We start from the raw sequence: 23,650 nt of genomic DNA, 5'->3' as shown, positions 1-23,650 counted from the left end.
ATCATGCCGGGAGCGGATGGCGCTCTCTGACGATGCCGCGATAGATCAGCCACGTCGCCAGCAGGCTGATGGCGCCGGCGCCGGCCATCCAGTAGCCTGGCGCCGCCTTGTCGCCGGTGCTCTCGATCAGCAAGGTCGATACGAGCGGCGTCATGCCGCCGAACAGCGCCGTGGCCAGGCTGTAGGCCAGCGAAAAGCCCGTCGTCCTGACGCTGGCCGGGATGATTTCCGTCAGCGCGACGATGGTGGCACCGTTGTAGCTGCCGTACAGGAAGGACAGCCACAGCTCCACCATCAGCATGTGGTCGAAGCTGGGATGGGCGACCAGCCAGGACAGGGCCGGATACGCTGTCAATACCGTTAGCGCCGAGCATACGGCCATGATGGGCCAGCGCCCGATACGGTCGGACAGCGCACCCATGACGGGCAGCCAGATGAAGTTCGACAGGCCGATGCACAAGGTGACGAGCAGGCTTTCCTCGGTGCTCAGCTTGAGCACGTTTTTGCCGAAGGTCGGCGTGTAGACGGTGATCAGGTAGAAGGCGACCGTCGTCAGCACGATCAGCATCGTTCCGGTGACCACCAGCGGCCAGTTGAGGGCGATGGTCGCCAGCATCTGCCGGAACGTGGGATGCGATTTGCGCGTCAGGTAGGCCTCGGTCTCCTGCAGCGAACGGCGGATGTAGAACACCACGGGGATGATGGAGCAGCCGATGAAGAACGGAATGCGCCAGCCCCAGTCCGCGATGAATTCCTTGCTCAAGGTTTCGTTGAGATAGTAGCCCAGCGCGGCGGAAAAGATGATGGCCACCTGCTGGCTGGCCGACTGCCAGCTGACGTAGTATCCCTTGTTGCCGGGCGTCGCCATTTCGGACAGGTAGACGGACACGCCGCCCAGTTCCACGCCGGCGGAAAAACCTTGCAGCAAACGCCCGATCAGCACGAGGAACGGCGCCAGCAATCCGATGGTGGCATAGCCGGGCACGAAGGCGATCAGCGCCGTGCCGGAAGCCATGATGGCCAGGGTCAGCACCAGGCCCTTGCGGCGGCCGATGCGGTCGATGTAGCTGCCGAGGATGATGGCGCCCAGCGGACGCATGAAAAATCCCGCGCCGAAGGTGGCGAACGTCATCATCAGGGCCGCGTATTCGCTGGTGGCGGGGAAAAAGGCCTTGGCAATGTACGTGGCGTAAAAGCCGAACAGGAAAAAATCGTACATTTCGATGAAGTTCCCGCTCGTCACCCGGATGACGGTGGCGATGCGCGAGGGCGGGCGCACCTGCGCGCGCGGCGGCGCTGCCTCGGCGATGGGTGCGGCGGTGGAGGGAATGGCCATGATTTACCTATTGATGAAAGATGAGTGACGTCGCCTAGTGCGTAGTTGATCCTGACGCCGGTTCCAGCCCGGTCGCTTCGATCGCGCCCGCATTGGCAGGGGCGGCGAGGAAGCGCAGCAAGGCGCGGCCGGCCTCAAGCTCCTTGCCGCCGGGGACCAGCGCCGCCGAAAACTGCGTCATCTTCTGCACTTCCGGCGGCAGCAGGCCGACGATGTCGATGCCCTCGACCGGCAGCAGCTCGCTGCGCTGCTGGCAGCCGAAATCGGCCTGGCCATGGGCGATGATTTCGCCGACGGGGGTGGCGGGAATTTTTGCGGCCTTGCCCTGCATCTGCTCCGAAATCTGCAGCTTGTTCATCAGCTGCGTCTCGATGTAGACGCCGCTGGCGCTGTCCGAATAGGCGACCTTGCCCGCCTTCAGAAAGGCGCTGCGCAAGCCCTCGGTGGTGCTGATGTCGGGTTTGGCCGCGCCGCGCCGCACGGCGCAGGCAATCGGCGAATTGGCCAGCACCACCTTGCTGCCGGGGACCAGGCGGCCTTCCTGCATCAGCTTGTCGAGCGCGTCGCCGACCATGATGACGACGTCGATCTGCTCGCCGCGCGCCAGGCGCGCCGGGATCGCATTCTTGGTGGTGCCCATCGATGGTCCCCATTCGGAGACCAGATGGTCGCCGCTGGCGCGCTCGTAGGCGGGGGCCAGGTTTTTGTAGGCCTGGGCGAAGCCGCCCGAGCTGACCACGCGGATGTCGGCGGCATGGGCCGCGCCGGCGGCCAGCAGCATGAAGCCGGCCAGTAGGGGGGCGGAGCGCCGCACGAGGGTCTGTTGAAGCATGGTTGTTTCTCCTGTCGTTAAAATTTGTGCATGAGGCCGAGCGTCAAGCCCATGCCTTTGCGGTCGTTGGCGCGCGTTCCCGTGACGCCGGCGGCATCGCCTTGCCACGTGGTGTAGTCCGATTCGAGGTACAGGGTCGAGCGCGGCGAGAGCGTTTTTTCCAGGTAGGCGAAAGCGCGCTGGAAGCCGTCGTCGACGTGGCCCGTGGCGCTGCGCCGCACCTTGTAGTAGGCGGTCGTGAGCAGCACGTCCGGCGCCATTTGCCGGCTTACGCCGGCGGACAGCACGCCCTGCCGCACGGATTTGCCGGCGCTCACGTCGGCGCGGTTGACGCCGAGGTTGGCCTTGAACTGCCAGATGTCCACCTTGTAGGCGGCGCCCACGGTGGCGGCGTCGAGGCTGCGGTTGTCGCGATTGCGCAAGCGCATCACTGCCCCGGACACGGCCAGCCCCGCCTGCTGGTAGGTCAGGGCGCCGCCCCAGGTCGACAATGGCGACGTGGCGCCCGCCACCTCGCCGAAGGAATAGGCGGCGCGCGCCACCACCGGCCCGAGGCTGGCGCTGGTTTTCACCATGTTGTCGAGTCGGTAGAAGTTGTCGGCATAGCCGCTGCTGCCGTATTGCTGGCTGAACGAATGCCGGCCAAAAGCCGTGTTGCTCAAGCCCGTGATGTTGACGTTCGGATTGAATGAGGCGTAGCGGATGCCCAGCGGATCCACCGGCGCGATGGCGTCGGCCAGCAAGGTTGCCTGGCGCCCCAGGGTCACGGAGCCCAGCGGCGACTTGAGTCCCACCCACGCTTGCCGGTCGAACAGCTTGTCGGATTTGGCCGCGCTGCCTGTGTCCAGATTCAGCCCGCCCTCGAGACGGTACAGCGCCTGCCAGCCGCCGCCGAGGTCTTCCTGGCCGCGCAGGCCCCAGCGGCTCGTGTTGTTGATGCCGCTGCTGATGGCGGGCGTGGCGCCGCCAGCCGTCGGTGCGTTGGCGGCGGTCAAGCCTTTTCCATAACGGATGCCGGCATCCGCGATGCCATACAAAACCGCGCCGCTCTGGCCCAGGCAGGTGCCGCTGGCCGCGAACAATAGCGCGAACGTGGAACAATGTCGCATGGTGTCTCCCTCGGGGTGATGCCTTCTTGGCGAGGCTCAGCATTAAGACCCCATCATCGTTGAAATGGCATAATTTGATAATTGCAATTTTTCCGGGGATTCATGCATGCAGCGCATCAATTACGAACTTCATGATTTGCAGGCCTTCGTGGCCGTGGCCGAGCGCAACAGCTTTCGCCAGGCCGCGGCCGACCTGTTCCTGTCGCAGCCGGCGCTCAGCCGCCGCATTGAAAAACTCGAAGATGCGCTGGGCGTCAAGCTGTTCGAACGCACCACCCGGCGCGTGCAGCTGACCAATGTGGGGCAGGTGTTTTTGGTGAACGTGCGCGATGCGCTCAACGGCCTCGAGGATGCCGTGCTCGGTGTCGCCGACCTGGCCGCGCACCGCACCGGGACGGTGACGTTCGCCTGCGTGCCATCGGCCGTGTGGCATTTTCTGCCGGACGTGCTCAAGCGCTTCAGCGCGCAGTTTCCAAAAATCCGCGTGCGCGTGCATGACGAAAGTGCGCAGGACGTGCTCAATCTTGTGCTGACAGGCGAGGCGGATTTCGGCATCAGCTTCACGGGCGCGGAAAATCCGGAAATCCATTTCCAGCCCATTTACGTCGAGACCTACGTGCTGGCGATGCGCAACGATCACCGGCTGGCCAAGCGCAAGAAGCTGAGCTGGAAAGACACCGTCGACGAACGCTATATCTCGGTGGCCAAGTCGAGCGGCAACCGCAGCGTGCTCGATGCGGCGCTGGCCGGCGTGGAAAAGCACCCGTGGATCTCGTGCGAGATCAACCACGTGTCAGGCATATTGGCGCTGGTGGAGTCGGGCCTGGGTGTGGCGGCGGTGCCGGGGCTGTCGATTTTGCCGGAGCGGCAAGGCACGGTGGTCGGCGTGCCGCTCGTCAATCCCGCCGTGAAACGGACGCTGGGCCTGATCAGCCGGCATCAGCACGCGATGCCGCCCGCGTCGCGCACCCTGTTCGACATGATGAACGCGAGCATCGGCAAGCAGGGGCGGCGGGGGTAAGCGCAGAGTTAGGCGGCTGCCTCTCGCTGCGAGCGGCGATAGTCGAGCGGCGTGCTGCCCACCAGTTCCGCAAAGCTGCGGCTGAAATGGGCCTGGTCAAAAAAGCCCAGTTCCTGCGCCAGGCTGGCCAGGTCGGGCGCATCGGGCTGCGCCAGGCGCCAGATCGCTTCCTGCAGGCGGTAGCGCTGGATCACCCACTTCGGCGGCACGCCCACATAGTTGGCGAACAGGCGCTGCAGCCGGCGTTCGCCGATGCCCATTTTTTCGCACAGCTGCGCCACGCTCGCCGGGCCATTGCGGGCCGCCGCGGCGGCCGTCAGCCTGGCGGCCAGCAGGGCCGCGTCATCGACCTGCGGCAGCCTTGCCAGCAACAGCGCCTGTGCCTGTGCCACCATCGCCGTATCGTCGGCTTGCAGCAGCACCAGCGCCTCGGCTTGCGCGGCCGGCATGTCCAGCAGGGCGTCGGCGGCGATGGTCGTATCGGTGAATGACGACAAGGGCTGGCTGATGAACGGGCGCAGGCCGCCCGGCGAAAAACGCACGCCCAGCACCTTGCCCGCTCCGCTCAATGGCCGGTCGAAGGCGCCGCGCACGACGCCATGGATGGCCGTGCGCCCAAGGTCGAACACCAGGTGGGCGTTCGGGTAGGGCAGCACGCGCTGCGTCTGCGGCGCGCAGTCCCGCCTGTCCCATTCGACCACCCAGAAATACTCGACGAACGGCGCCAGCGCGCCAGCCGGCGGATAGGTCGCCAGCCGTATGCGGCGTGCCGCCGCCTGCGGGTCGACGATGCCTTTGGGCGCCTGGCCGCGCGCGGCCAGCACATTGCGCATGCTGTCGGCTTTATCCAATATTTGTCTCCTGCGCGGCACCAGGATGGCACTCTCGCATCGATTGAAAGGGAATCATGAAATCATACAGTTTGCCGGGCCTGATGCTGGCCGCATGTTGTCTATCGGTGGCGCCGGCCGGCGCCGCCTCATCTGCAGAGGGAGATCATCGCATGCAAGTGCACGCCACGGGAAGTTTCAGCATCACCATGACGCCATCCGCAGCGCCGCAGCGCTCGGGGCGCACGACCCTGGGCAAAGTGCTGCTAGACAAAGTGTATGCCGGCGACCTGGTCGCCACGGCCAAAGGGGAGATGCTCAGCGCCGTGACGGACACCAAAGGCGCGGCCGGTTATGTCGCCATGGAAGCCATCACGGGCGTGCTGCAGGGCCGGCAAGGCAGCTTCGTGGCGCAGCATGCGGGCACCATGGCCGATGGCCAGCAGACGCTGTCCATCGTCATCGTGCCCCATTCCGGCACGGGGCAGCTGACGGGCATCAGCGGGACGCTGGCCATCCGCATCATCGATGGCCAGCATTTCTACGACATCGACTATTCGCTGCCGGAGTAGGGCAAAGCCCATGGGCAGCAATCCTGTACTCGCTGGTGCGGTCAAGGCTTTTCAAGTAGGTCGGATTAGCGGCACGGCCGCGTAATCCGACACCGCGACCAGCGCCAACGATGTTGTCGGATTACGGCCCGCAGGGCCTAATCCGACCTACCCAGTATCGATGTCACATTGTCGGTACCCGGTGCGCCAAACAGCTGCTGCTTGAGGATGTGCAGCTGGTCGCGCACTTGCGCCGCTTTTTCGAACTCCAGGTTCTTGGCGTGGTCGACCATCAGTTTTTCCAAACGCTTGATTTCCTTGCTGACCTGTTTCTCGCTCATGGACTCGAACTTGGCCGCTTCCTGCGCCACTTGCAGGGTTTCGCGCGCTTCCTGCGGGCTGTAGACGCCGTCGATCATTTCGCGGATCGATTTCTTCACGCCGATCGGGATAATGTTGTTGGCCGTATTGAAAGCGATCTGCTTGGCGCGGCGGCGTTCCGTCTCGTCGATGGCGCGGCGCATGGAATCCGTGATGCGGTCGCCGTACAGGATCGCCGTGCCGTTCAGGTTACGCGCGGCGCGGCCGATGGTCTGGATCAGGCTGCGTTCGGAACGCAAAAAGCCTTCCTTGTCCGCGTCAAGGATGGCCACCAGCGACACTTCCGGCAAGTCCAGGCCCTCGCGCAGCAGATTGATCCCCACCAGCACGTCGAAGGTGCCCAGGCGCAGGTCGCGCAGGATTTCCACGCGCTCCACCGTTTCGATATCGCTGTGCAGGTAACGCACTTTGATGCCATGGTCGCCCAGGTATTCCGTCAATTGCTCGGACATGCGCTTGGTCAAGGTCGTTACCAGCACGCGCTCGTCCTTCTTGATGCGCTCGACGATTTCCGACATCAGGTCGTCCACCTGGCTGCTGGCGGGGCGCACGATGATTTGCGGGTCGACCAGGCCCGTGGGACGCACGACCTGTTCGACCACTTGGTCGGAATGCGTCTTTTCGTATTCGGCCGGCGTGGCCGAAACAAACACGGTCTGGCGCATCTTCTGCTCGAATTCCTCGAATTTCAAGGGCCGGTTGTCGAGTGCCGACGGCAGGCGGAAACCATAGTCGACCAGATTCGTCTTGCGCGAACGGTCGCCGTTGTACATGGCGCTCAGCTGGCCCGTCAGCACGTGCGACTCGTCGAGGAACATCAAGGCGTCGGGCGGTAAATAATCGACCAGGGTCGGCGGCGGTTCGCCCGGCAGCGCGCCGGACAGGTGGCGCGAGTAGTTCTCGATGCCCTTGGTGAAACCGATTTCGGCCATCATTTCCAGGTCGAAGCGCGTGCGCTGTTCCAGCCGCTGCTCTTCGATCAGCTTATTCTCCTTGCGGAAGAATTCGAGGCGTTCGCGCAGCTCGTCCTTGATGGTTTCCACGGCGCGCAGCACGGTGGAGCGGGGCGTCACATAGTGCGAGCCCGGATACACGGTGAAGCGGGGGATTTTTTGCCGCACTCTGCCCGTCAGCGGGTCGAACAGCTGGATCGATTCGATCTCGTCGTCGAACATTTCCAGGCGCACGGCCAGTTCCGCATGCTCGGCGGGGAAGATGTCGATGGTATCGCCGCGCACGCGGAAGGTGCCGCGGCCGAAATCGACTTCGTTGCGCGTGTACTGCATCTGGATCAGGCGCGCGATGACGTCGCGCTGGGCGACCCTGTCTTTGACGCGCAACGTCAGGATCATCTGGTGGTATTCGTTCGGGTTACCGATACCGTAGATGGCCGAGACGGTGGCGACGATGATGACGTCGCGCCGTTCCATCAGCGACTTAGTGCACGACAGGCGCATCTGCTCGATATGCTCGTTGATCGACGAGTCCTTTTCGATGAACAGGTCGCGCTGCGGCACGTAGGCTTCGGGCTGGTAGTAATCGTAGTAACTGACGAAGTATTCGACCGCGTTTTGCGGGAAAAAGTCGCGGAACTCGCTGTACAGCTGCGCGGCCAGCGTCTTGTTCGGTGCGAAGACGATGGCGGGCCGGCCCATGCGCGCGATGACGTTGGCCATGGTGTAGGTCTTGCCCGAACCGGTCACGCCCAGCAGGGTCTGGAAGGCCAGTCCGTCGGCGATCCCCTCGGATAACTGGTCGATCGCCGTGGGCTGATCGCCGGCCGGAGGGAAGGGCTGGTGCAGCTTGAAGGGGGAGTCCGGGAAAGAGATAATTGCGCTTTCCGCCTCGCTGGCGGTAGATAATTCGGGCATGTGAATCAGACCTTTGTTAGAATAGTGCTCTGCTGGCGGCCCTGGCGTTGTATTTTGGGGCGCTGTCTACAACTCCGCTGTGAACCTGCTTCCAATCGAATCCAATCTTATCATGACGAACCCAACTGTTTCTGCCAGTCTGTTTAGCGCCATCGAGATGGCCCCACGCGACCCGATCCTGGGCATCACCGAAGCATTTAACGCGGACCAGAATCCCGCCAAAATCAATCTGGGCGTTGGCGTCTATTATGACGACAACGGTAAAGTGCCTCTGTTAGCTTGCGTACGCAAGGCGGAAGCCATCCTGATCGAACAGGCGGCGCCACGCACCTATCTGCCGATCGAAGGCCTCGCCGCCTACGACAAGGCCGTACAAGAACTCGTATTTGGCGCCGACAGCGCCGTAATTCAAGAGCGCCGCGCCGTGACCGTGCAAGCCATCGGCGGCACGGGCGCACTGAAGATCGGTGCCGACTTCCTGCAGCGCTTCGCGCCGGGCGCGCAAGTCTACATCAGCGACCCAAGCTGGGAAAACCACCGCGCGCTGTTTGAAAACGCCGGTTTCGTCGTGAACAACTACGCCTACTACGATGCCGCCACCCATGGCGTGAACTTCGACGGCATGCTGGCCAGCCTGAACACCATGCCAGCCGGCTCCATCGTCGTGCTGCACGCCTGCTGCCACAACCCGACTGGCGCCGACCTGAGCGTGGCCCAATGGGATCAGATCATCGCTGTCGTCACTTCGCGCGGCCTGGTGCCGTTCCTGGACATGGCGTATCAAGGCTTCGCCAACGGCATCGCCGAAGACGGCGCCGTGGTGCGCCACTTCGCCGACGCGGGCGGCCCGCTGCTGGTGTCGAACTCGTTCTCGAAATCGTTCTCGCTGTACGGCGAGCGCGTGGGCGCCCTGAGCGTCGTCGCATCGAGCGCCGATGAGGCGGCCCGATTGCTGTCGCAGCTGAAGCGCGTCGTGCGCACCAACTACTCGAACCCGCCAGTCCACGGCGGCAAGGTGGTCGCCACCGTCCTGGCCACGCCGGAACTGCGCCAGCTGTGGGAAGAGGAACTGGCTGGCATGCGCGTGCGCATCCGCGAAATGCGCAATGCTTTCGTGGAAAAGCTGAAAGCCAAGGCGCCAGCCCACGACTTCGAATTCGTGCGCCAGCAAATCGGCATGTTCTCGTACTCGGGCCTCACCAAGGAGCAGGTTGCGTCCTTGCGCGAGCAATCGATTTACGCCGTCGACACGGGCCGTATCTGCGTGGCAGCATTGAATTCGCGCAATATCGACATCGTCATTGACGCGATCGCCAAAGTACTTTAATATCTTGCTTCTTCGGCGCTGCATGCAAGTGCGGCGCTGATGGCGGTAGAAAGTCGGCGATGGCCGTGTTTGTGGCGATGCAGTATCAGTCTTGCAAATATGGAACAAGCGACATATAATATTGCCTCTTTTCCCTGATAGCTCAGTTGGTAGAGCGACGGACTGTTAATCCGCAGGTCCCTGGTTCGAGTCCAGGTCGGGGAGCCAGAATTCGAAAGGTCACGTTGAAAAACGTGGCCTTTTTGTTTTTGCGCCGCCGGCGCGCAGCTTGCGGCACGATAAGATTTTCCCTATGGAAATCTGGACAGCCCTAAGTTTGGCCTATATAATACGGCCTCTTTTCCCTGATAGCTCAGTTGGTAGAGCGACGGACTGTTAATCCGCAGGTCCCTGGTTCGAGTCCAGGTCGGGGAGCCAGAATTCGGAAGGCCATGTTGAAAAACATGGCCTTTTTTGTTTTCCGCAGCCATCAGCAGGGCTTGCCTGTGCGTAATCGCGTTTTGCGCTATCCTGAATGCATCACTTCAGGAGCACCTTCCCATGACTTGTACCTCCGCCTTGCGCCATATCGTCCTGTGCGACTTCCTCGATGGCATCACGTCTGCCAAGCACGCCGAGCTCGTCTACGAATTTTCCCAGTTGAAACACCGCATACCCGGTGTGCGGCAATTTGAATGGGGGCCGAACGTCAGCCCGGAAGGCCTCGATGATGGCTTTACCGATTGTTTTACCCTGACCTTCGATGACGCCGGCGCGCGCGACGTGTACCTGACCCATGCGGCCCACCTGGCCTTTGTCGAGCAGCTCAAGCCATGGCTGGGGCGGGTGCTGGTCTTTGATTACTACCCGCAAGAGCATCCCGGCTGACCGCTGCCGGGCAGGGGGACGTCGGGAAAATACACATTTTTCCGGGGGAAATCTGGACACCGTAAAATTTACCCTATAGAATGCGGCCTCTTTTCCCTGATAGCTCAGTTGGTAGAGCGACGGACTGTTAATCCGCAGGTCCCTGGTTCGAGTCCAGGTCGGGGAGCCAGAACACGCAGTAGCAAAAAGCCCAGCCTTCACGGTTGGGCTTTTTGCGTTTCAGGCGCTCTTACTTGCTCGCTTGAATTGTCTCCAGCGTCTTGATGATGGCCTCTTGGAATTTCACCGGTTCATCCTGGTGTATCTGATGCCCGGAATGTTCGAAGAAAAACAGCCCCTTCCTTGGCGCCTTCAAGGTGTCGAAATACGCTTGCGTGATCCTGGTCGAGGTCTGGATGTCGTTCTTGCCGACGAAGAAGTACACGGGGCAGTCAACGCTCTTCAAGGTCTTGGGCAGATCAATGTTCATGACCTCGTTCCAGACGGGCGACCAGGTCTTCGACCATTCAAGAAAGCCCGTCTTGAATCCCTCGCTCGTTGCGAATGCCTTGCCATCCTTGTAAAAAAGCCATTTCCTTAAGTAAAACATGCTTTCGTCACTAGTAAACGGGAAACTGATACTGTTCAGTTCCTGGCTGGCGACGGCATTGTCCTTGAAATGCGCTTTCAAGGCTTGCAGCAATTCTTTCTCGCTTTCCAGCTGGCTCACGACAGGATTCGACGCGAAATAGGCATGCAGCAGTTCCGGGTGATGCTTGACGATATAAAAGCCCAGGACGTTGCCCCAGGAACTACCCAGCAAGTATATTTTTTCCTGTTTTAATTCTTTGCGCAGGAATTGGATGACTTGGTACGTGTCGTTCTCCATCTGCCTGACGGATGGCTGCGTGGGGAAGGATTCAGTTTCAAGGTTTTTCCGGCGTCCCGCTGGTCCCATTGGACAATCGTGAATCTGCTTTTCAGGATATTCGTAAAGGCATCCGCTCCCTTGATCATGGAGCTGCCCGGACCGCCGGACAAAAACAGCAGCACGGGCTTGTTCGCGTCGTCCGTCTTGATTTCCAGCACCTGCTTTATCCCGCCAATGTCAGGTGTCAGGGTGGTGGTGACTTCCGCGGAAACGGGTTTCGCTTCCGCCATGGTTTGCGCCTGGCATGCGTAGAAGGGAAGCAGGGCCGTAAAGAATACTGCCAATGTCATTTTTTTTATCATGGTGTGAGGGTCAGTTTCAGGCTGTCAGAGGTTGGTTTCATAGAAATCATTGGCGTTGCCCTGCAGGCAGCCGCAACGCTTCCAGCGCCAGATAGCCGGGCTGTAACTGCGCGGCGATGGCAGCCAGGCCGTCTGTTGCGGGCACGGGCGGATCGCCGTGGTAAGCCGTGCCGTACTTCGCATGCACACCGCCTTGCGCGTGCATCGCTTGCAATTGCGCCGCTGTGGGGGTGATGCCGAAACGGGCCAGCAAATCGCTGAACACGATGTCTGGCAATTGCTTATAGTGAATTAACTGCAGCTGGCCGGCGGCCGCATGGGGCAGGGCGGCGTCGAACAGGCTGGCCAGCACGAGGCCCGTATAGCCATCGAGTTCGCCGGGTTCCAGCTGGTGCGCGGGCAGCGGCAGCTGCGCCGGGTGCAGCATGCCGGGCACCATTTGCGGTCCGCGCTGGCGCTGGTGCGAGGCCAGCACGGCCAGCGGTTCGCGGTAGACGAACAGGCAGGGCGTGCCGGGAAACGCTTGCCGCAGCAAGTCCAGGCTGTGGATGTGCCAGCAGTCGAACTTGATGATGAAGTGCGTCTCGTCCCCTGAGCGGCGCTGGCCCAGGGCCAGGATGGCCTGGCGCAGCAGGGCGATGCTGTCGCTGCCCGCCAGGCCATCGTGATGCAGGCGCAGCAGCGAATCGATCACGGGCGGCTCGGACATGACGATGCATTGCGGCAGGGACGCCAGCAGCTGGCTCAGCAGGGTTGAGCCGCAGCGCGAGACGTGGAAGATGAAGGCGTCGGGCGCCAGGCCATCGCCCAGCGTGGCCATCGTGGTCAGCGGCGTGCGGCAGACGCGGCGCTCCTCATGCGGCTGGCGCGCCAGGGTATTGACAAAGAAGGCGTCGCTGAACGCCGTTTCCCCCAGGTGGCGCCAGCACATGGCAGCGTCCGCCAATGTTTCGCCGCGCTCCACGTACAGCGGATACCAGTCGCGCAAGTCCATGCCTTCGTGCCATGTCACCGACTTCCCCTTGGCCAGCAAGCGTTCCTGCTGCGCCAGGCCCGGCGCGGCGCTCATGGCGCGCTCCCGTCGGCCAGCGCGGCCAATTCGCTGGCCAGCGCCAGGCTGGCAGGCGAGGGCGATAGTCGCAGCTGGGCGATGACGGCCCGCACATTGCCATCGTTGATGCTGGGGTCGCCATATTTCGGGGCCGCTTTCGGCACGAAGCCGGCCGAGGCGAACAGCGCTTCGAGCCAGGCATTGGTGACGCAGTCGAGCACGAGGTGGATGCGCGGCGCCGTGCCCTGGTTGTGCACCGCGTGCAGGCAGCTGGCATCCATGTACCAGGCGTGGCCGGCCGCAAAGTGGACGTTCTCGCCGTCGATGCTGAACAGCACCTGTGGCGTAGTGTGGATGGGGATGTGGATGCGGACCAGGCCATCGGCCAGTGACGTGCCGGCGTCGCGGTGCGCGCGGATGACGGCGCCCGGCGCCAGGGCCATCAGGCGCGCGGCGCGGATCTCGCAGGCGAAGCTGGCCAGCACTTCGCGCAGGCCGGGGCAGCGCGCCAGTTGCGGTGTGGCGGCATAGGCGGCGCCGTCGACGGGCATGATGTCGTCGGCTGCTCCGCCTGCCGAGCGTAGCGGCACGCAGCTCCAGCCGTTTTCATAGGCGCCCGTATTGAAATGGCTGATCCACTCGCCGGCGGCGAACTGGTCGCTCTCGCGCTGCATGCGCGCCACGTCGAAGCGCAGCGGCAGTCGCAGCCAGGTGCTGGGCGGATTCGGCGCCGGCACTATGGCGCGCTCCATTCCAGCTGCTCCTGGACGTCGTTTTCCCCGCGCAATCGAAAGCCCAGCCGCTGGTACAGTGCGCGCGCGGCCGTGTTGCTTTTGTTGACGGCAAGGTGGATCCGGCATTGCTGCGCGCCCGCTTGCGCCTGCAGGCTGCGCAGCACGGCGCTGCCGGTGCCCTGGCCCTGCGCGGCGGGCAGGATGGCGATGTCGACCAGGTGCAGCACCTGATTCTGGCGGTCGAGGATCAGGCGGCCGATGGGGGTATCGCCGTGCAGCAGCACCAGGTACGCGGCGTGCGGATACGCCTGTCGGTAACCGTGGCTTTGCATGCGCTGCTGCAAGGCGATCAGCTGTTCGATGACGGCGGGTTCGGCCGGCATCTGGCGCAAGTCGTCGCGCGTGGAACTGTACAGCGCGGCGGCAAAGCCATCGTCGTCGTCGCGCTGGAGGCGCAACTGGTAGGGGGCGGAAAGCGGCAAGTCGTGCATCGGTGCTCCGGCAGGTGGTGGCAAATGCGCAGGCGTGTATTTATTTGCTATGCTGCCAATTTTTCCGCGTACTTGCAATCATTTCAAGGAAGCCGCCATGCATTCTGTCTTTATCCTGCCTTATCCGTGGAGTCGCGCGTGGAGTCGCGCGTGACTTCGGCGCGCGCGGAACTGGCTGCCATCGCGGCCGCGCTGTGCGATCCGCGGCGTTCCCTGGCCAGCCTGGTCGGCGAAACGGTGCAGCTGCGCCAGCTCGTCGAGCGCCATTCGGGCCTGGCCATGGACCGGCAGGACGGCTTGCGCGATGGCGAGAGTTTTCTGCCCAGCGGCTGGGCCATCTCGCCCGTGCAGGCGGGACTGTGCGCGCGCGAGCCCTACCGCAGCGCCGCCTTCATCCAGGGCCTGGCGCTGGCCGTGCGCGAGCGTCTGGCCGTGAGCGGCGGCCGGCCCGTGCGCGTGCTATATGCGGGCTGCGGCCCGTTTGCGCTGCTGGCCCTGCCGGTGATGGCCGTGCTGGACGCCAGCGAAGTGCAGTTTGCCATCCTCGACGTGCATGCGGAAACCCTGGACTATGCGCGCGAGCTGATCGCCGCCCTGGGCCTCGACAGCCACGTCGCTGAGTATATTTGCGCCGACGCGGCCGCCTATCAAATGCCTGCCGGCGCCATGCCGGACGTCATCGTCAGCGAAACCATGAATACGGCGCTGGGCAAGGAGCCGCAGGTGGCCATCCTGCGCAATCTGCATGCGCAAGCGCCTGCGGCGGCGCTGCTGCCGGCGGCCGTCACGGTGCACCTGGGCCTGGATCGGCGCAGCCCTGGCGAGCCGTGCACGGACTGGGGCCGCGTATTTACCCTTGATGCGGACGCCTTGCGCGCCTGGCAGGGTGAGCCGGGCGACACGCTGCCGGCCGCCAGCATCCGCCTGCCCGACGTGCTGGACGAGGCGCCGCGCTTGCTCACGCGCATCCGCGTGCATGGCGACATCGTTCTGGGCGACCATGCGTGCAGCCTGAACCTGCCACTGGCTTTGCCGGGCAAGCCAAGTCTGGCTGGCGGCAGCGTGCTCGATTTTCAGTACCGCCTGGGCGGCCAGCCGGGACTGGTATTTTCCCTGCGCGAAACGCCCGCATTCACGCAGGCATTGCCCAAGCCAGACTTCCGGTAGTCATACTCCATCAGCAAATAATTCAGTTCTGTAGGATAATTATGGAACCGGTTCCATATATGCGCAAATGCAATGTGGCGCAATCATCGAAGTCAATAAAACAACAAGTCTTGCGGGAGTCTCATGAACCATCCAGACAGCGATCCATCTGCAACATCCGTTTCATCCTTTCCCCGTATCAGCCGCCGCCACGCCCTGATCGGCCTGGCCGCCTTGCTGGCGCAGGCCGGTTTCTGGAGCAATCCCCTGTCGGCCGCCATGCAGGCGCCGGCCAGCGGGCCGGCAACGGGCCTGGCGCCCGCCACCATGCTGTTCTACACCCTGTCGCAAACGATCACGGGCCACCGCGATTTGTCCGCCGCGACGGCGGCGCGCATCGAGCAAGCCATGCGTACGAATGTGCCCGGCTTCGCCGAGCGCTTGCCGCAGCTGGGCGCGCTGCTCGTCACGGGCCAGGAAGCGAAAGCCCTGCTGGCGGCCGCCAGCGCCGCCGATGCCGGCCTGCGCGAACTGGCGCTGGCCATCGTTGCCGCCTGGTACACGGGCACCGTCGCCGGCAACGCGGCGCAGGGCACGAAGTCCATCGTCGTCGCCTACGCCGAGGCCTTGATGTACCGCACGGTGGCCGATGGCCAGGTCGTGCCGACCTATTGCAATTACGGCCCCCTGTGGTGGCTGAAGGCGCCGCCGGCCGTGCGCGTTTCCGCACCCGTGGAACCGAAACCCGTACCGGCCCCGGCCACCACCGGCACCCCTGAAACTAAAGGCAAGCAAGCAAAATGAAATCACCCCAATTCAAGAGTAATGGCGACGTCGTCGCTGATGTCGTCATCGTCGGCACGGGCGTCGTCGGTGCCATGATGGCCGACCAGCTGGCCGCACAGGGTCACTCCGTGATCATGCTGGAAGCGGGCCTGCGCATCGAGCGCGGCCAGGCCGTGGAAAACTGGCGCAACATGCCGTTCGAAAACCGCGTCGGTTCCGACTTCCAGGGCCTGTATCCCCAGGCGGAAAACGCGCCCGCGCCCCTGTATTTCCCGAAGAATAACTACGTGGAAGTGTCCGGCCCCAACGGCAGCAGTTTCCAGCAGGGCTATCTGCGCACGGTGGGCGGCACGACCTGGCACTGGGCCGCGTCGTGCTGGCGCCATTTGCCGTCCGACATGCGCATGAAGAGCGATTACGGGGTAGGGCGCGACTGGTCCATTTCCTACGATGAGCTGGAACCGTACTATTGCCGCGCCGAGCAGGAAATGGGCGTGGCCGGCCCCAACGATCCGGCCCTGCAATCGCCGAGCGAGCGCAGCGCGCCGTACCCGATGGACATGGTGCCCTGGGGTTATGGCGACAAGCGCTTTGCCGAAGTGGTCAACCCGCACGGCTACCGCTCCGTGCCGATCCCGCAAGGCCGTTCGACCCGCCCATGGCAGGGCCGCCCGACCTGCTGCGGCAATAACAATTGCCAGCCGATCTGCCCCATCGGCGCCATGTACAACGGCATCCACCACGTGGAACGGGCCGAGCTGAAGGGTGCGGGTGTGCTGGCCGAGGCCGTCGTCTACCGCATCGACACGGACCAGAACAACAGAGTCACCGCCGTGCACTGGTACGACGCCAAGAAACAGTCGCACATGGCGACCGGCAAGGCCTTCGTGATCGCCTGTAATGGCATCGAAACACCGCGCTTGCTGTTGCTGGCGGCCAACCAGAACAATCCGAACGGCATCGCCAACAGTTCCGACCAGGTGGGCCGCAACATGATGGACCACTCGGGTTTCCACTGTACTTTCCTCGCCAATGAACCGATCTGGACGGGCCGTGGCCCCGCGCAAAGCAGCTGCCTGGTGGGCCCGCGCGACGGCGCCTTCCGTGCGCAGTATTCGGCCAACAAGATGATCCTGAATAACATCACGCGTGTCGGACCGGCTACCCAGCAGTCGTTGAAGCTGGGCCTGGTAGGCAAGGATCTCGATGACGAGATCCGCCGCCGCGCCGCGTTCGGCGTGGACTTGTCGATCAGCCTGGAGCCGCTGCCCGAAGCGCATAACCGCCTGACCCTGAGCAAGACGCGCAAGGATCCGCTGGGCCTGGCCTGTCCCGACATTTACTACGACGTGGGCGACTATGTGCGCGATGGCGCGAAGGCCGCGCATGCGCAGCTCAAGCACATCGGCAAGCTGTTCGGCGCCGTGGAATTCCACATCACCGACAGCCTGAACGCGAATAACCACATCATGGGCGGCGTCATCATGGGTTCGAATCGTCTTGACTCCGTGGTCGACGGCAATTGCCGCGCCCACGATCACGCCAACCTGTGGCTGCCGGGCGGCGGCGCCATGCCGTCGGCCAGCGTGGTCAACACCACCCTCAGCATGGCCGCGCTCGGCCTGCGCGCGGCCGACGACATCGCCCGCACTCTGGCAAGGGAGGCAGCATGATGCGCCGCCTCTTGCTGACGCTGACCTTGGCGGCCGGCTTGCCGCTGGCCGCGCGCGCTGTGCCACCGGTGTCACCTGTTCCGCCCGTCACCCTGACGCCGGACCGCCCGGCCGCGCCCGTGGCTGCCAAGCCCGATGCACGGCTGGAGCGGGGCCGCTACCTGGCCATCGCCGCCGACTGCATGGCGTGCCATACGGCAGCGGGCGGCAAGCCGTATGCGGGTGGCTACGCCATCGATTCGCCGCTGGGCACGATCTACGCGACGAATATCACGCCGTCGAAAACAGGCGGCATCGGCCATTACACGGAAGCCGACTTTGCGCGCGCCCTGCGCGAAGGCGTGCGCGCCGATGGCAGCCATCTGTATCCGGCCATGCCCTACACCAGCTATGCGCAGCTGACGGATGCGGACGTGGGCGACCTGTATTACTACTTCATGCAGGCCGTTAAGCCCGTCGATGCGCCGGCGCGCCAGACGGCGTTGCCGTTCCCGTTCAATGTGCGCCTGTCGATGCTGGGCTGGAATACCTTGTTCCTCGACAATAAGCGCTTCGTGCCGGATCCGGCGAAGAGCGCGCAGATCAACCGGGGCGCCTACCTGGCCGAAGGCCTGGCGCACTGCAGCGCCTGCCATACGCCGCGCAATGCGCTGATGGCGGAAATCGGCAGCCAGACCCTGGCCGGCGCGTCGCTCGGTTCCTGGCATGCGCCGAACATCACGTCCGACAAGGTCAGCGGTATCGGCGCCTGGACGGATGCGGAACTCACGGCTTACCTGAAGACGGGCCACGTGGAAGGCAAGGGGCAGGCGGCGGGCGGCATGGCCGAAGCCATCCAGAACAGCCTGCAGTTCCTGCGCGATGACGACGTGGCCGCTATCGTGGCGTACTTGCGCACGGTGCCGCCCGTGCGCGCACCGGGCCAGACCAAGGCTGCCTTCAGCCACGGCAGCGCCGCCAGCGAAGAACCGCTGCTGCGGGGCATGGCCAGTTCCACCGAGCACCATTCGCTCAACAGCGGCGCCGTGCTGTTTTCCGGCTACTGCGCCAGCTGCCATTCGGCCAGCGGCGCCGGCAGCACGGGACAAAGCTATCCCGCCCTGTTCAACAACACGGCGACGGGCGGCAACACGCCCGCCAACCTGGTGTCGGCCATCCTGTTCGGCGTCGAGCGCAAGATCGAAGGGGAGGAGCACGAAGCATTCATGCCCCGTTTCGACCAGCGTTCCTACGTGCAACCGTTGACGGACGAGCAGATCGCTTCGATCGCCAATTACGTATTGAAACAGTATGGCAACCCGGATGTGTCCGTCACGCCCGCGTATGTGGCGCAGGCGCGCAGCGGTGGCGAGAAGCCCGTGCTGGCCCGTGCTCAGCCGTTCATGCTGCCGGGCGGCATCGTGGGCATCTTGCTGCTGATCGCGCTGTCCGTATGGCTGCGCCGGCGCCGTCAGCGCAAGGAATAAGTACTGAAACGGCGGCGAATATGAACGTTGGGCGCAACTTGCAGTAAAATGCAGGCTGAAAAATGGTTACGAGCAATCGTAGCCATTTTTTATTCTGGCACTATCCTGGCGAGTGTGTTCGCCTTATTTTAAAATTGACAATGTCCCATTCCCTGCATCACCAATTTTTACGTTTCGCCGCCGTCGGCGCTTCCGGCACGGCCGTGCAATACAGCGTGCTGTGGGGTGGCGTGGAATGGGCCGGCATCAGCGCCGCCGCCGCGTCCGGCATCGGCTACATCCTCGGTTCCGTCGTCAACTACCTTCTCAATTACTTTTTCACGTTTAAAAGCGACAAGGGCCATGGCGAGGCGGCCAGCAAGTATTTTGCCTTGCTGGGCATCGGCTGGTGCATCAATACGGGCCTGATGTGGCTGCTGGTGCACCAGCTGGGCTGGTATTACTGGCTGGCGCAGGTGCTGGCGACGGGCATCGGGCTGGTCTGGAATTTCGCGGGCAGCCGCTGGTGGGCCTTCAAGCCGGCAGGCGCAGCGACCAAGTAACTGGTTATTGCAAGAAAAAAAGATGCGTCTTGGCCAAGACCAGGCGCGCAGTTTTACCAAAACAAGGGGTTAATCATGCAGTTCCTGGAACGCTATTTCAAACTGAAGGACAACGGAACCAATGTGCGCACGGAGCTGCTGGCCGGCCTGACCACGTTCCTGACGATGGCCTACATCATCTTCGTCAACCCGTCCATCCTCGGCGACGCGGGCATGCCGAAAGACTCCGTTTTCGTTGCCACCTGCCTGGCGGCCGCCATCGGCACCCTGATCATGGGCCTGTATGCGAACTACCCGATCGCGCTGGCGCCGGGCATGGGCTTGAATGCGTATTTCTCGTACACGGTGGTCAAGGGCATGGGCATGAGCTGGGAAGTGGCGCTGGGCGCCGTTTTCATTTCCGGCTGCCTGTTCATCCTGGTGAGCCTGTTCAAGGTGCGCGAGATGATCATCAACAGCATCCCGCCCGCGCTGCGCACGGCCATCACGGTGGGTATCGGCCTGTTCCTGGCGATCATTTCGCTGAAAAGCGCCGGTATCGTGGTGTCGAACCCGGCCACCATCATCGCCCTGGGCGACTTGCACCAGGCGGCGCCTATTCTGGCCATCCTCGGCTTTTTCATCATCGTCGCGCTGGATCGCCTGAAAGTGCCGGGCGCCATCCTGATCGGCATCCTCGCCATCACGATTGCCAGCTTCTTCTTTGGCGGCAACCAGTTCAACGGCATCGTCTCGGCGCCGCCGGCCATCGAACCGACACTGTTCAAGCTCGACATCATGGGCGCGCTGTCGATCGGCATCGTCAACGTCGTGCTGGTGTTTTTCCTGGTCGAACTGTTTGACGCGACGGGCACCCTGATGGGCGTGGCCAACCGCGCCGGCTTGCTGAAAGACGGCAAGATGGAGCGCATGAACAAGGCCTTGCTGGCCGATAGCACGGCGATTGCCGCCGGCGCCTGTCTGGGCACGTCGAGCACGACGGCCTTTGTGGAAAGCGCGGCCGGCGTGCAAGCGGGCGGACGCACGGGCTTGACGGCCGTGGCCGTCGCGCTGCTGTTCTTGGGCAGCCTGTTCTTCGCCCCGCTGGCGCACACGGTGCCGCCGTACGCGACGGCGCCAGCACTGCTGTACGTGGCGTGCCTGATGCTGCGCGAACTGACCTTCATCGACTGGGATGACAGCACGGAAAGCATTCCCGCCGCCATCACGGCCTTGATGATGCCGTTTACCTATTCCGTGGCCAGCGGCGTCGCGTTTGGTTTCATCACCTATGCCGTCTTGAAACTGTTGACGGGCAAGGGCAAGCAGGTATCCGTGGTGGCTTACATCATCGCCGCCATCTTCCTGTTCAAGTTTATCTACCTGGGTGAGTAGCGTGGGCGAATAGCGGCCTTGCCGCTGCATCTGACATGTAAAAAGGCAAGGCCGCCCGTGCATCCGCACCGGCGGCCTTTTTTGATGGCGCCGCCTACATCAGCAGCGCGGCCACCAGATCTTTTTTGGCCTCGCCGGCGCTGCCGTCGAAGCGCAGGGCCGCTTCCACGTGCGTCAGGTGCTCGACCATCAGGCGCGCCGCCAGGTCCGCATCGCCGCTGCGCGCCGCCTCGAGAAAGCGGCCGTGCTCGTCGTATGAGCAGGCGGCGGCGTGGCCCGACTGGTACAGCATGGTGATGAGCGAGCTGCGGCCCACCAGTTCGCGCACGATGTCGCGCAGCACGGCGTTGCCGGCGATGTCCGCCAGCAAGACGTGGAAATCGCCCAGCAGTTGCGAGCGCAGCGGCGTCGCTTGCGCCAGCGCCAGGCGTTCCGCTTTCAGGTGCCGCTCCAGCATGCGGTAGTCGGCGGGTTTGGCCCGCGCGACGAATTCGCGCGCCAGGGCCGCCTCGATGACGCGCCGCGCGGCAAAGATGTCGCGCGCCTCCGCTTCGGTCGGCTGGCTGACGAAGGCGCCCTTGTCGGGCACCATGCGTATGAGTTTGTCTTTCGAGAGGATGAGCAGGGCGGCGCGGATCTTCGTGCGGCTGACGCCATACAGCCGGCACAGCGCTTCTTCGCGCAGCCGTGTGCCGGGCGGCAATTGGCGCGCCACGATGGCGGTCGCGATATGCTGGGCAATTTCCGCCGAGCTGTCGCCGCTGCCGGGTTTGTCCACCAGGGTTGCGCTTGATTCTGTCATGTCGGATGCGAGCAGTAAGCCAAGAGCAAGGTGAGCCTTGCAAGCGCATGTCCGCGCGGCGGCGTGGTGACGCTCCGCTGCCGGCATGCCGTTGTGCGCCTTGCGTGTCGGCAAGGCATGGCTATTCTACTATCTTGCGTGGCGTCGCGCAGACGGGCGCAACCGCCCGGTGAAGCGTCCTTCCTGGCGGCCTGTTTTGCTGGTCATGCAGCAACAACTGGACATGAGAAATTTTGACGTATATAATTCGGCCTCCTTTCCCTGATAGCTCAGTTGGTAGAGCGACGGACTGTTAATCCGCAGGTCCCTGGTTCGAGTCCAGGTCGGGGAGCCAGAACAAGCAGCAGCAAAGGGCCGCGTGGCAACACGTGGCCCTTTTGTCATGCGCGCATGGTTTCCCATTCACGCCAGTCATCGCTTCAATGCGTCAGCGACGTGCGCGGTGTTTCCCGGATCAGGGATCGACAAACACGTCGAAACGCACCTTGAGCGGGCTGCCCCACGAGATATCGACCCAGGCGCGGAAACCGCCGTTATAGGGCGCGATGTTGTACACGGCCATGCGGGCGGCGCCGATGAAACGGTCTTGCGGTGTCGCGGCATACTCGCTGATGTTGACGAAGACGCGCGAATTGGCGTGCACGTTGGCATTGGCGAAGTTGACCGAAGGATTGACGCCATTGGCAGTCCACGTGTAGTAGGTGGTGAAGGCGGCGGCGCTCAGGTTCAAGTCCTGTGCGGCCGCGCCTTTCGCGGCTTGGCCGTCCTGCTCCATTGGCAGGTCGGTGGTTTCCGGGGCCAGGTTGCTGCCGGTGCGGTGTTCTACTTTCATTTCCATGATGTACTCCTGATAGTTTGGACGCCGCGCCTGTCGTCGTGCGGCAAGACGCCCTATCTGTATTGCCGTGACGGCCAGTGTCACGTCCTGGCTGATAAGGTAGCCGCCTGCTCCATGCTGTTGGAGTAATTCATTCTAGGCGTACACAGGAGGAGAAAGCGCGGCGGGCGGCCGGAAAAGCAGCGCTCGCTTGTGCTGGCGCAAACACTTTGCAGACAGGCGGCAATATCTTTTCCAGCAGGCTATTTTTACGGGGCGCCACGCAGGCCGGGCAGGACAATGGCACAATAGGCCCAGCCACCTGCCGATACGCAACCCGTTGCGAGCCTAGCCCATGCCGATACTGAACCTGAGTGCCGAAACCGATATCTATTACGAATTGATCGAGGGCGACCCCGCCAAGCCCTGCCTGGTATTCCTGCACGAGGGACTCGGCTGCTGTGCGATGTGGAAAGATTTTCCCGCGCAGCTATGCCAGGCGACGGGGTGTCGCGGCTTGCTGTATGACCGCCACGGCTATGGGCAGTCGTCGCCGCTGGCGGCGCGCCGCCAGCTCCATTATTTGCACGACTATGCGCTGTGCGAGCTGCCGCAAGTGCTGGCGGCACTGCTGCCGGGACAGGACCATTTTCTCGTCGGCCACTCCGATGGCGGCAGCATTGCCCTGATCTATGCGGCGCAGCAGCCGCCGCGCTTGCGCGGCATCATCACCGAAGCGGCGCACGTGTTTGTCGAAGACATCACGCTCGATGGCATCCGCGTGGCGGACGCGGCGTTTGGCGCGGGCAAGCTGCGCGCGCTGGCGAAATACCATGGCGACAAGACGGAGGCCATCTTCAAGGCCTGGTCGGACACGTGGCTCAGCTATGGCTTCCAGTTCTGGAACATCGAGTATCTGCTGCCCTCCGTCGAATGCCCGGCGCTGGTGCTGCAGGGCAGCGAGGACCAGTACGGCAGTGCGGCCCAGGTCGACACCATCGTGGCGCAGGCGCTCAACGCCGTGCCCGCCATGGTCGAGCAATGCGGCCATACGCCGCACCAGGAGCAGCCGCAGGCATTGCTGGCGCTGATGGAAGGCTTCTTGCAAGGCCGCATGGACGCGGCCACGCATCCCAGACACACATGAGTTCCTCAATGGCAGGCGGGATCGCTGTCCCAGCGGCCCGAGCAGATGCGCGAGCGGCACAGCATGCCTTCGATCAGGCCCAGCTGCTTGCAGCGCTGCAACAGTTCCGCCGTTTCTTCTTCCTGCCTGCGCAGCACCACGTCGCGCGCGGGTGCCGCCGTGCCTTCTTGCCGGTGCGCATGCGCCACCATCGCCGTCAGCAGGGTGACGTCGCTGTCGCCGGGCGCGGCAGCCGGCCTTGTCCCTTGTGGCCGCGCGGCCGTCTGGCGCGCGGGCGGCGGCGT

Annotated in this window: 23 protein-coding genes, 4 tRNA genes and 1 pseudogene; 15 read left to right on the top strand and 13 right to left on the bottom strand. The window is 63.4% G+C overall.

Going from position 1 to position 23,650, the window contains the following annotated elements:
* Position 1: 1 nt before the first annotated feature.
* Genes HWE17_RS22430 through HWE17_RS22420 form a run of 3 tightly spaced genes read right to left on the bottom strand, consistent with a single transcriptional unit; the run spans position 2 to position 3,277 of the window.
* Positions 2 to 1,336, bottom strand: a complete 1,335-nt coding sequence (locus tag HWE17_RS22430) for an MFS transporter (RefSeq protein ID WP_081922526.1) — start codon at positions 1,334 to 1,336, stop codon at positions 2 to 4.
* Between the two features lie 34 nt (positions 1,337 to 1,370).
* Positions 1,371 to 2,168, bottom strand: coding sequence for a substrate-binding domain-containing protein (locus tag HWE17_RS22425; protein ID WP_035820681.1), 798 nt, complete (start codon positions 2,166 to 2,168; stop codon positions 1,371 to 1,373).
* Positions 2,169 to 2,185: 17 nt separating this feature from the next.
* Positions 2,186 to 3,277 (bottom strand): porin, encoded by a 1,092-nt coding sequence (locus HWE17_RS22420; RefSeq protein WP_176390299.1) that lies wholly within the window; start codon positions 3,275 to 3,277, stop codon positions 2,186 to 2,188.
* 106 nt (positions 3,278 to 3,383) lie between these two features.
* On the opposite strand from HWE17_RS22420, the gene HWE17_RS22415 reads away from it, so the two are divergent.
* Positions 3,384 to 4,298, top strand: a complete 915-nt coding sequence (locus HWE17_RS22415) for a LysR family transcriptional regulator (protein ID WP_176390298.1) — start codon at positions 3,384 to 3,386, stop codon at positions 4,296 to 4,298.
* A gap of 8 nt (positions 4,299 to 4,306) precedes the next feature.
* On the opposite strand, the gene HWE17_RS22410 is transcribed toward HWE17_RS22415, so the two are convergent.
* Positions 4,307 to 5,149: a helix-turn-helix domain-containing protein gene (locus tag HWE17_RS22410; protein ID WP_255206353.1), complete on the bottom strand. Its 843-nt coding sequence runs from the start codon at positions 5,147 to 5,149 to the stop codon at positions 4,307 to 4,309.
* 56 nt (positions 5,150 to 5,205) lie between these two features.
* Here HWE17_RS22410 and HWE17_RS22405 point away from each other — a divergent pair, with 56 nt between their 5' ends.
* Entirely contained in the window at positions 5,206 to 5,700 is a 495-nt protein-coding gene (locus HWE17_RS22405) for a DUF3224 domain-containing protein (protein ID WP_255206352.1), read from the top strand.
* Between the two features lie 137 nt (positions 5,701 to 5,837).
* Here the strand turns inward: HWE17_RS22405 and uvrB are convergent, their stop codons facing one another.
* Entirely contained in the window at positions 5,838 to 7,931 is a 2,094-nt protein-coding gene (gene uvrB, locus HWE17_RS22400; RefSeq protein ID WP_035820673.1) for an excinuclease ABC subunit UvrB, read from the bottom strand.
* Between the two features lie 112 nt (positions 7,932 to 8,043).
* Between uvrB and HWE17_RS22395 the strand changes: the two genes are divergently transcribed.
* From HWE17_RS22395 to HWE17_RS22375, 5 genes are all read left to right on the top strand, one after another.
* Positions 8,044 to 9,258, top strand: coding sequence for an amino acid aminotransferase (locus HWE17_RS22395; protein WP_176390297.1), 1,215 nt, complete (start codon positions 8,044 to 8,046; stop codon positions 9,256 to 9,258).
* 131 nt (positions 9,259 to 9,389) lie between these two features.
* Positions 9,390 to 9,465 (top strand) — tRNA-Asn (locus HWE17_RS22390).
* A gap of 134 nt (positions 9,466 to 9,599) precedes the next feature.
* A tRNA-Asn gene (locus tag HWE17_RS22385) sits at positions 9,600 to 9,675 on the top strand.
* Positions 9,676 to 9,798: 123 nt separating this feature from the next.
* Complete coding sequence (locus HWE17_RS22380) at positions 9,799 to 10,125, top strand: Dabb family protein (RefSeq protein WP_176390296.1); 327 nt, start codon at positions 9,799 to 9,801, stop codon at positions 10,123 to 10,125.
* A gap of 93 nt (positions 10,126 to 10,218) precedes the next feature.
* Positions 10,219 to 10,294 (top strand) — tRNA-Asn (locus HWE17_RS22375).
* A 60-nt stretch (positions 10,295 to 10,354) separates the two neighbouring features.
* Here the strand turns inward: HWE17_RS22375 and HWE17_RS22370 are convergent.
* Genes HWE17_RS22370 through HWE17_RS22350 form a run of 5 tightly spaced genes read right to left on the bottom strand, consistent with a single transcriptional unit; the run spans position 10,355 to position 13,613 of the window.
* Entirely contained in the window at positions 10,355 to 10,927 is a 573-nt protein-coding gene (locus HWE17_RS22370; protein WP_176390295.1) for an alpha/beta fold hydrolase, read from the bottom strand.
* Positions 10,928 to 10,944: 17 nt separating this feature from the next.
* Positions 10,945 to 11,325: a hypothetical protein gene (locus HWE17_RS22365; RefSeq protein ID WP_176390294.1), complete on the bottom strand. Its 381-nt coding sequence runs from the start codon at positions 11,323 to 11,325 to the stop codon at positions 10,945 to 10,947.
* A 58-nt stretch (positions 11,326 to 11,383) separates the two neighbouring features.
* Positions 11,384 to 12,406 carry a hypothetical protein gene (locus HWE17_RS22360; protein ID WP_176390293.1) on the bottom strand — a complete coding sequence of 341 codons (1,023 nt, stop codon included), beginning with the start codon at positions 12,404 to 12,406 and terminating at the stop codon, positions 11,384 to 11,386.
* Positions 12,403 to 13,140, bottom strand: a complete 738-nt coding sequence (locus tag HWE17_RS22355) for an aspartyl/asparaginyl beta-hydroxylase domain-containing protein (protein WP_176390292.1) — start codon at positions 13,138 to 13,140, stop codon at positions 12,403 to 12,405. The genes HWE17_RS22360 and HWE17_RS22355 overlap by 4 nt, the downstream gene beginning before the upstream one ends.
* On the bottom strand, positions 13,125 to 13,613 hold the full coding sequence (locus tag HWE17_RS22350) for a GNAT family N-acetyltransferase (protein ID WP_176390291.1): 489 nt from the start codon (positions 13,611 to 13,613) through the stop codon (positions 13,125 to 13,127). The genes HWE17_RS22355 and HWE17_RS22350 overlap by 16 nt, the downstream gene beginning before the upstream one ends.
* 150 nt (positions 13,614 to 13,763) lie before the next feature.
* On the opposite strand from HWE17_RS22350, the gene HWE17_RS22345 reads away from it, so the two are divergent.
* From HWE17_RS22345 to HWE17_RS22320, 6 genes are all read left to right on the top strand, one after another.
* Positions 13,764 to 14,780, top strand: coding sequence for a hypothetical protein (locus HWE17_RS22345; RefSeq protein WP_176390290.1), 1,017 nt, complete (start codon positions 13,764 to 13,766; stop codon positions 14,778 to 14,780).
* Positions 14,781 to 14,903: 123 nt separating this feature from the next.
* Positions 14,904 to 15,563: a sugar dehydrogenase complex small subunit gene (locus HWE17_RS22340; protein WP_176390289.1), complete on the top strand. Its 660-nt coding sequence runs from the start codon at positions 14,904 to 14,906 to the stop codon at positions 15,561 to 15,563.
* Positions 15,560 to 17,218, top strand: a complete 1,659-nt coding sequence (locus tag HWE17_RS22335; RefSeq protein ID WP_176390288.1) for a GMC family oxidoreductase — start codon at positions 15,560 to 15,562, stop codon at positions 17,216 to 17,218. The genes HWE17_RS22340 and HWE17_RS22335 overlap by 4 nt, the downstream gene beginning before the upstream one ends.
* On the top strand, positions 17,215 to 18,684 hold the full coding sequence (locus HWE17_RS22330; protein WP_176390287.1) for a c-type cytochrome: 1,470 nt from the start codon (positions 17,215 to 17,217) through the stop codon (positions 18,682 to 18,684). The genes HWE17_RS22335 and HWE17_RS22330 overlap by 4 nt, the downstream gene beginning before the upstream one ends.
* 140 nt (positions 18,685 to 18,824) lie before the next feature.
* Positions 18,825 to 19,226: a GtrA family protein gene (locus HWE17_RS22325; protein ID WP_099400336.1), complete on the top strand. Its 402-nt coding sequence runs from the start codon at positions 18,825 to 18,827 to the stop codon at positions 19,224 to 19,226.
* Between the two features lie 75 nt (positions 19,227 to 19,301).
* Positions 19,302 to 20,600, top strand: coding sequence for an NCS2 family permease (locus HWE17_RS22320; RefSeq protein ID WP_099400337.1), 1,299 nt, complete (start codon positions 19,302 to 19,304; stop codon positions 20,598 to 20,600).
* Positions 20,601 to 20,694: 94 nt separating this feature from the next.
* Here the strand turns inward: HWE17_RS22320 and HWE17_RS22315 are convergent, their stop codons facing one another.
* Positions 20,695 to 21,402, bottom strand: a complete 708-nt coding sequence (locus HWE17_RS22315) for a GntR family transcriptional regulator (RefSeq protein WP_099400338.1) — start codon at positions 21,400 to 21,402, stop codon at positions 20,695 to 20,697.
* A 258-nt stretch (positions 21,403 to 21,660) separates the two neighbouring features.
* Between HWE17_RS22315 and HWE17_RS22310 the strand changes: the two genes are divergently transcribed.
* Positions 21,661 to 21,736: transfer RNA gene (locus HWE17_RS22310), tRNA-Asn, on the top strand.
* A 120-nt stretch (positions 21,737 to 21,856) separates the two neighbouring features.
* On the opposite strand, the gene HWE17_RS22305 is transcribed toward HWE17_RS22310, so the two are convergent.
* The gene (locus tag HWE17_RS22305; protein ID WP_255206351.1) at positions 21,857 to 22,240 is read right to left on the bottom strand and encodes a hypothetical protein; all 384 of its coding nucleotides are present in this window, start codon (positions 22,238 to 22,240) and stop codon (positions 21,857 to 21,859) included.
* A gap of 334 nt (positions 22,241 to 22,574) precedes the next feature.
* Between HWE17_RS22305 and HWE17_RS22300 the strand changes: the two genes are divergently transcribed.
* Positions 22,575 to 23,366, top strand: coding sequence for an alpha/beta fold hydrolase (locus HWE17_RS22300; RefSeq protein ID WP_176390286.1), 792 nt, complete (start codon positions 22,575 to 22,577; stop codon positions 23,364 to 23,366).
* Between the two features lie 5 nt (positions 23,367 to 23,371).
* Here HWE17_RS22300 and HWE17_RS22295 read toward each other — a convergent pair.
* Positions 23,372 to 23,650 (bottom strand): annotated as a pseudogene (locus tag HWE17_RS22295) (hypothetical protein); the annotation flags it as partial.

It is taken from the genome of Janthinobacterium sp. BJB401, assembly GCF_013372745.1.
GTDB lineage: Bacteria > Pseudomonadota > Gammaproteobacteria > Burkholderiales > Burkholderiaceae_D > Janthinobacterium > Janthinobacterium rivuli.
Note: the sequence above shows the minus strand (reverse complement) of the source record. Positions and strands in the feature narration are given on the sequence as shown.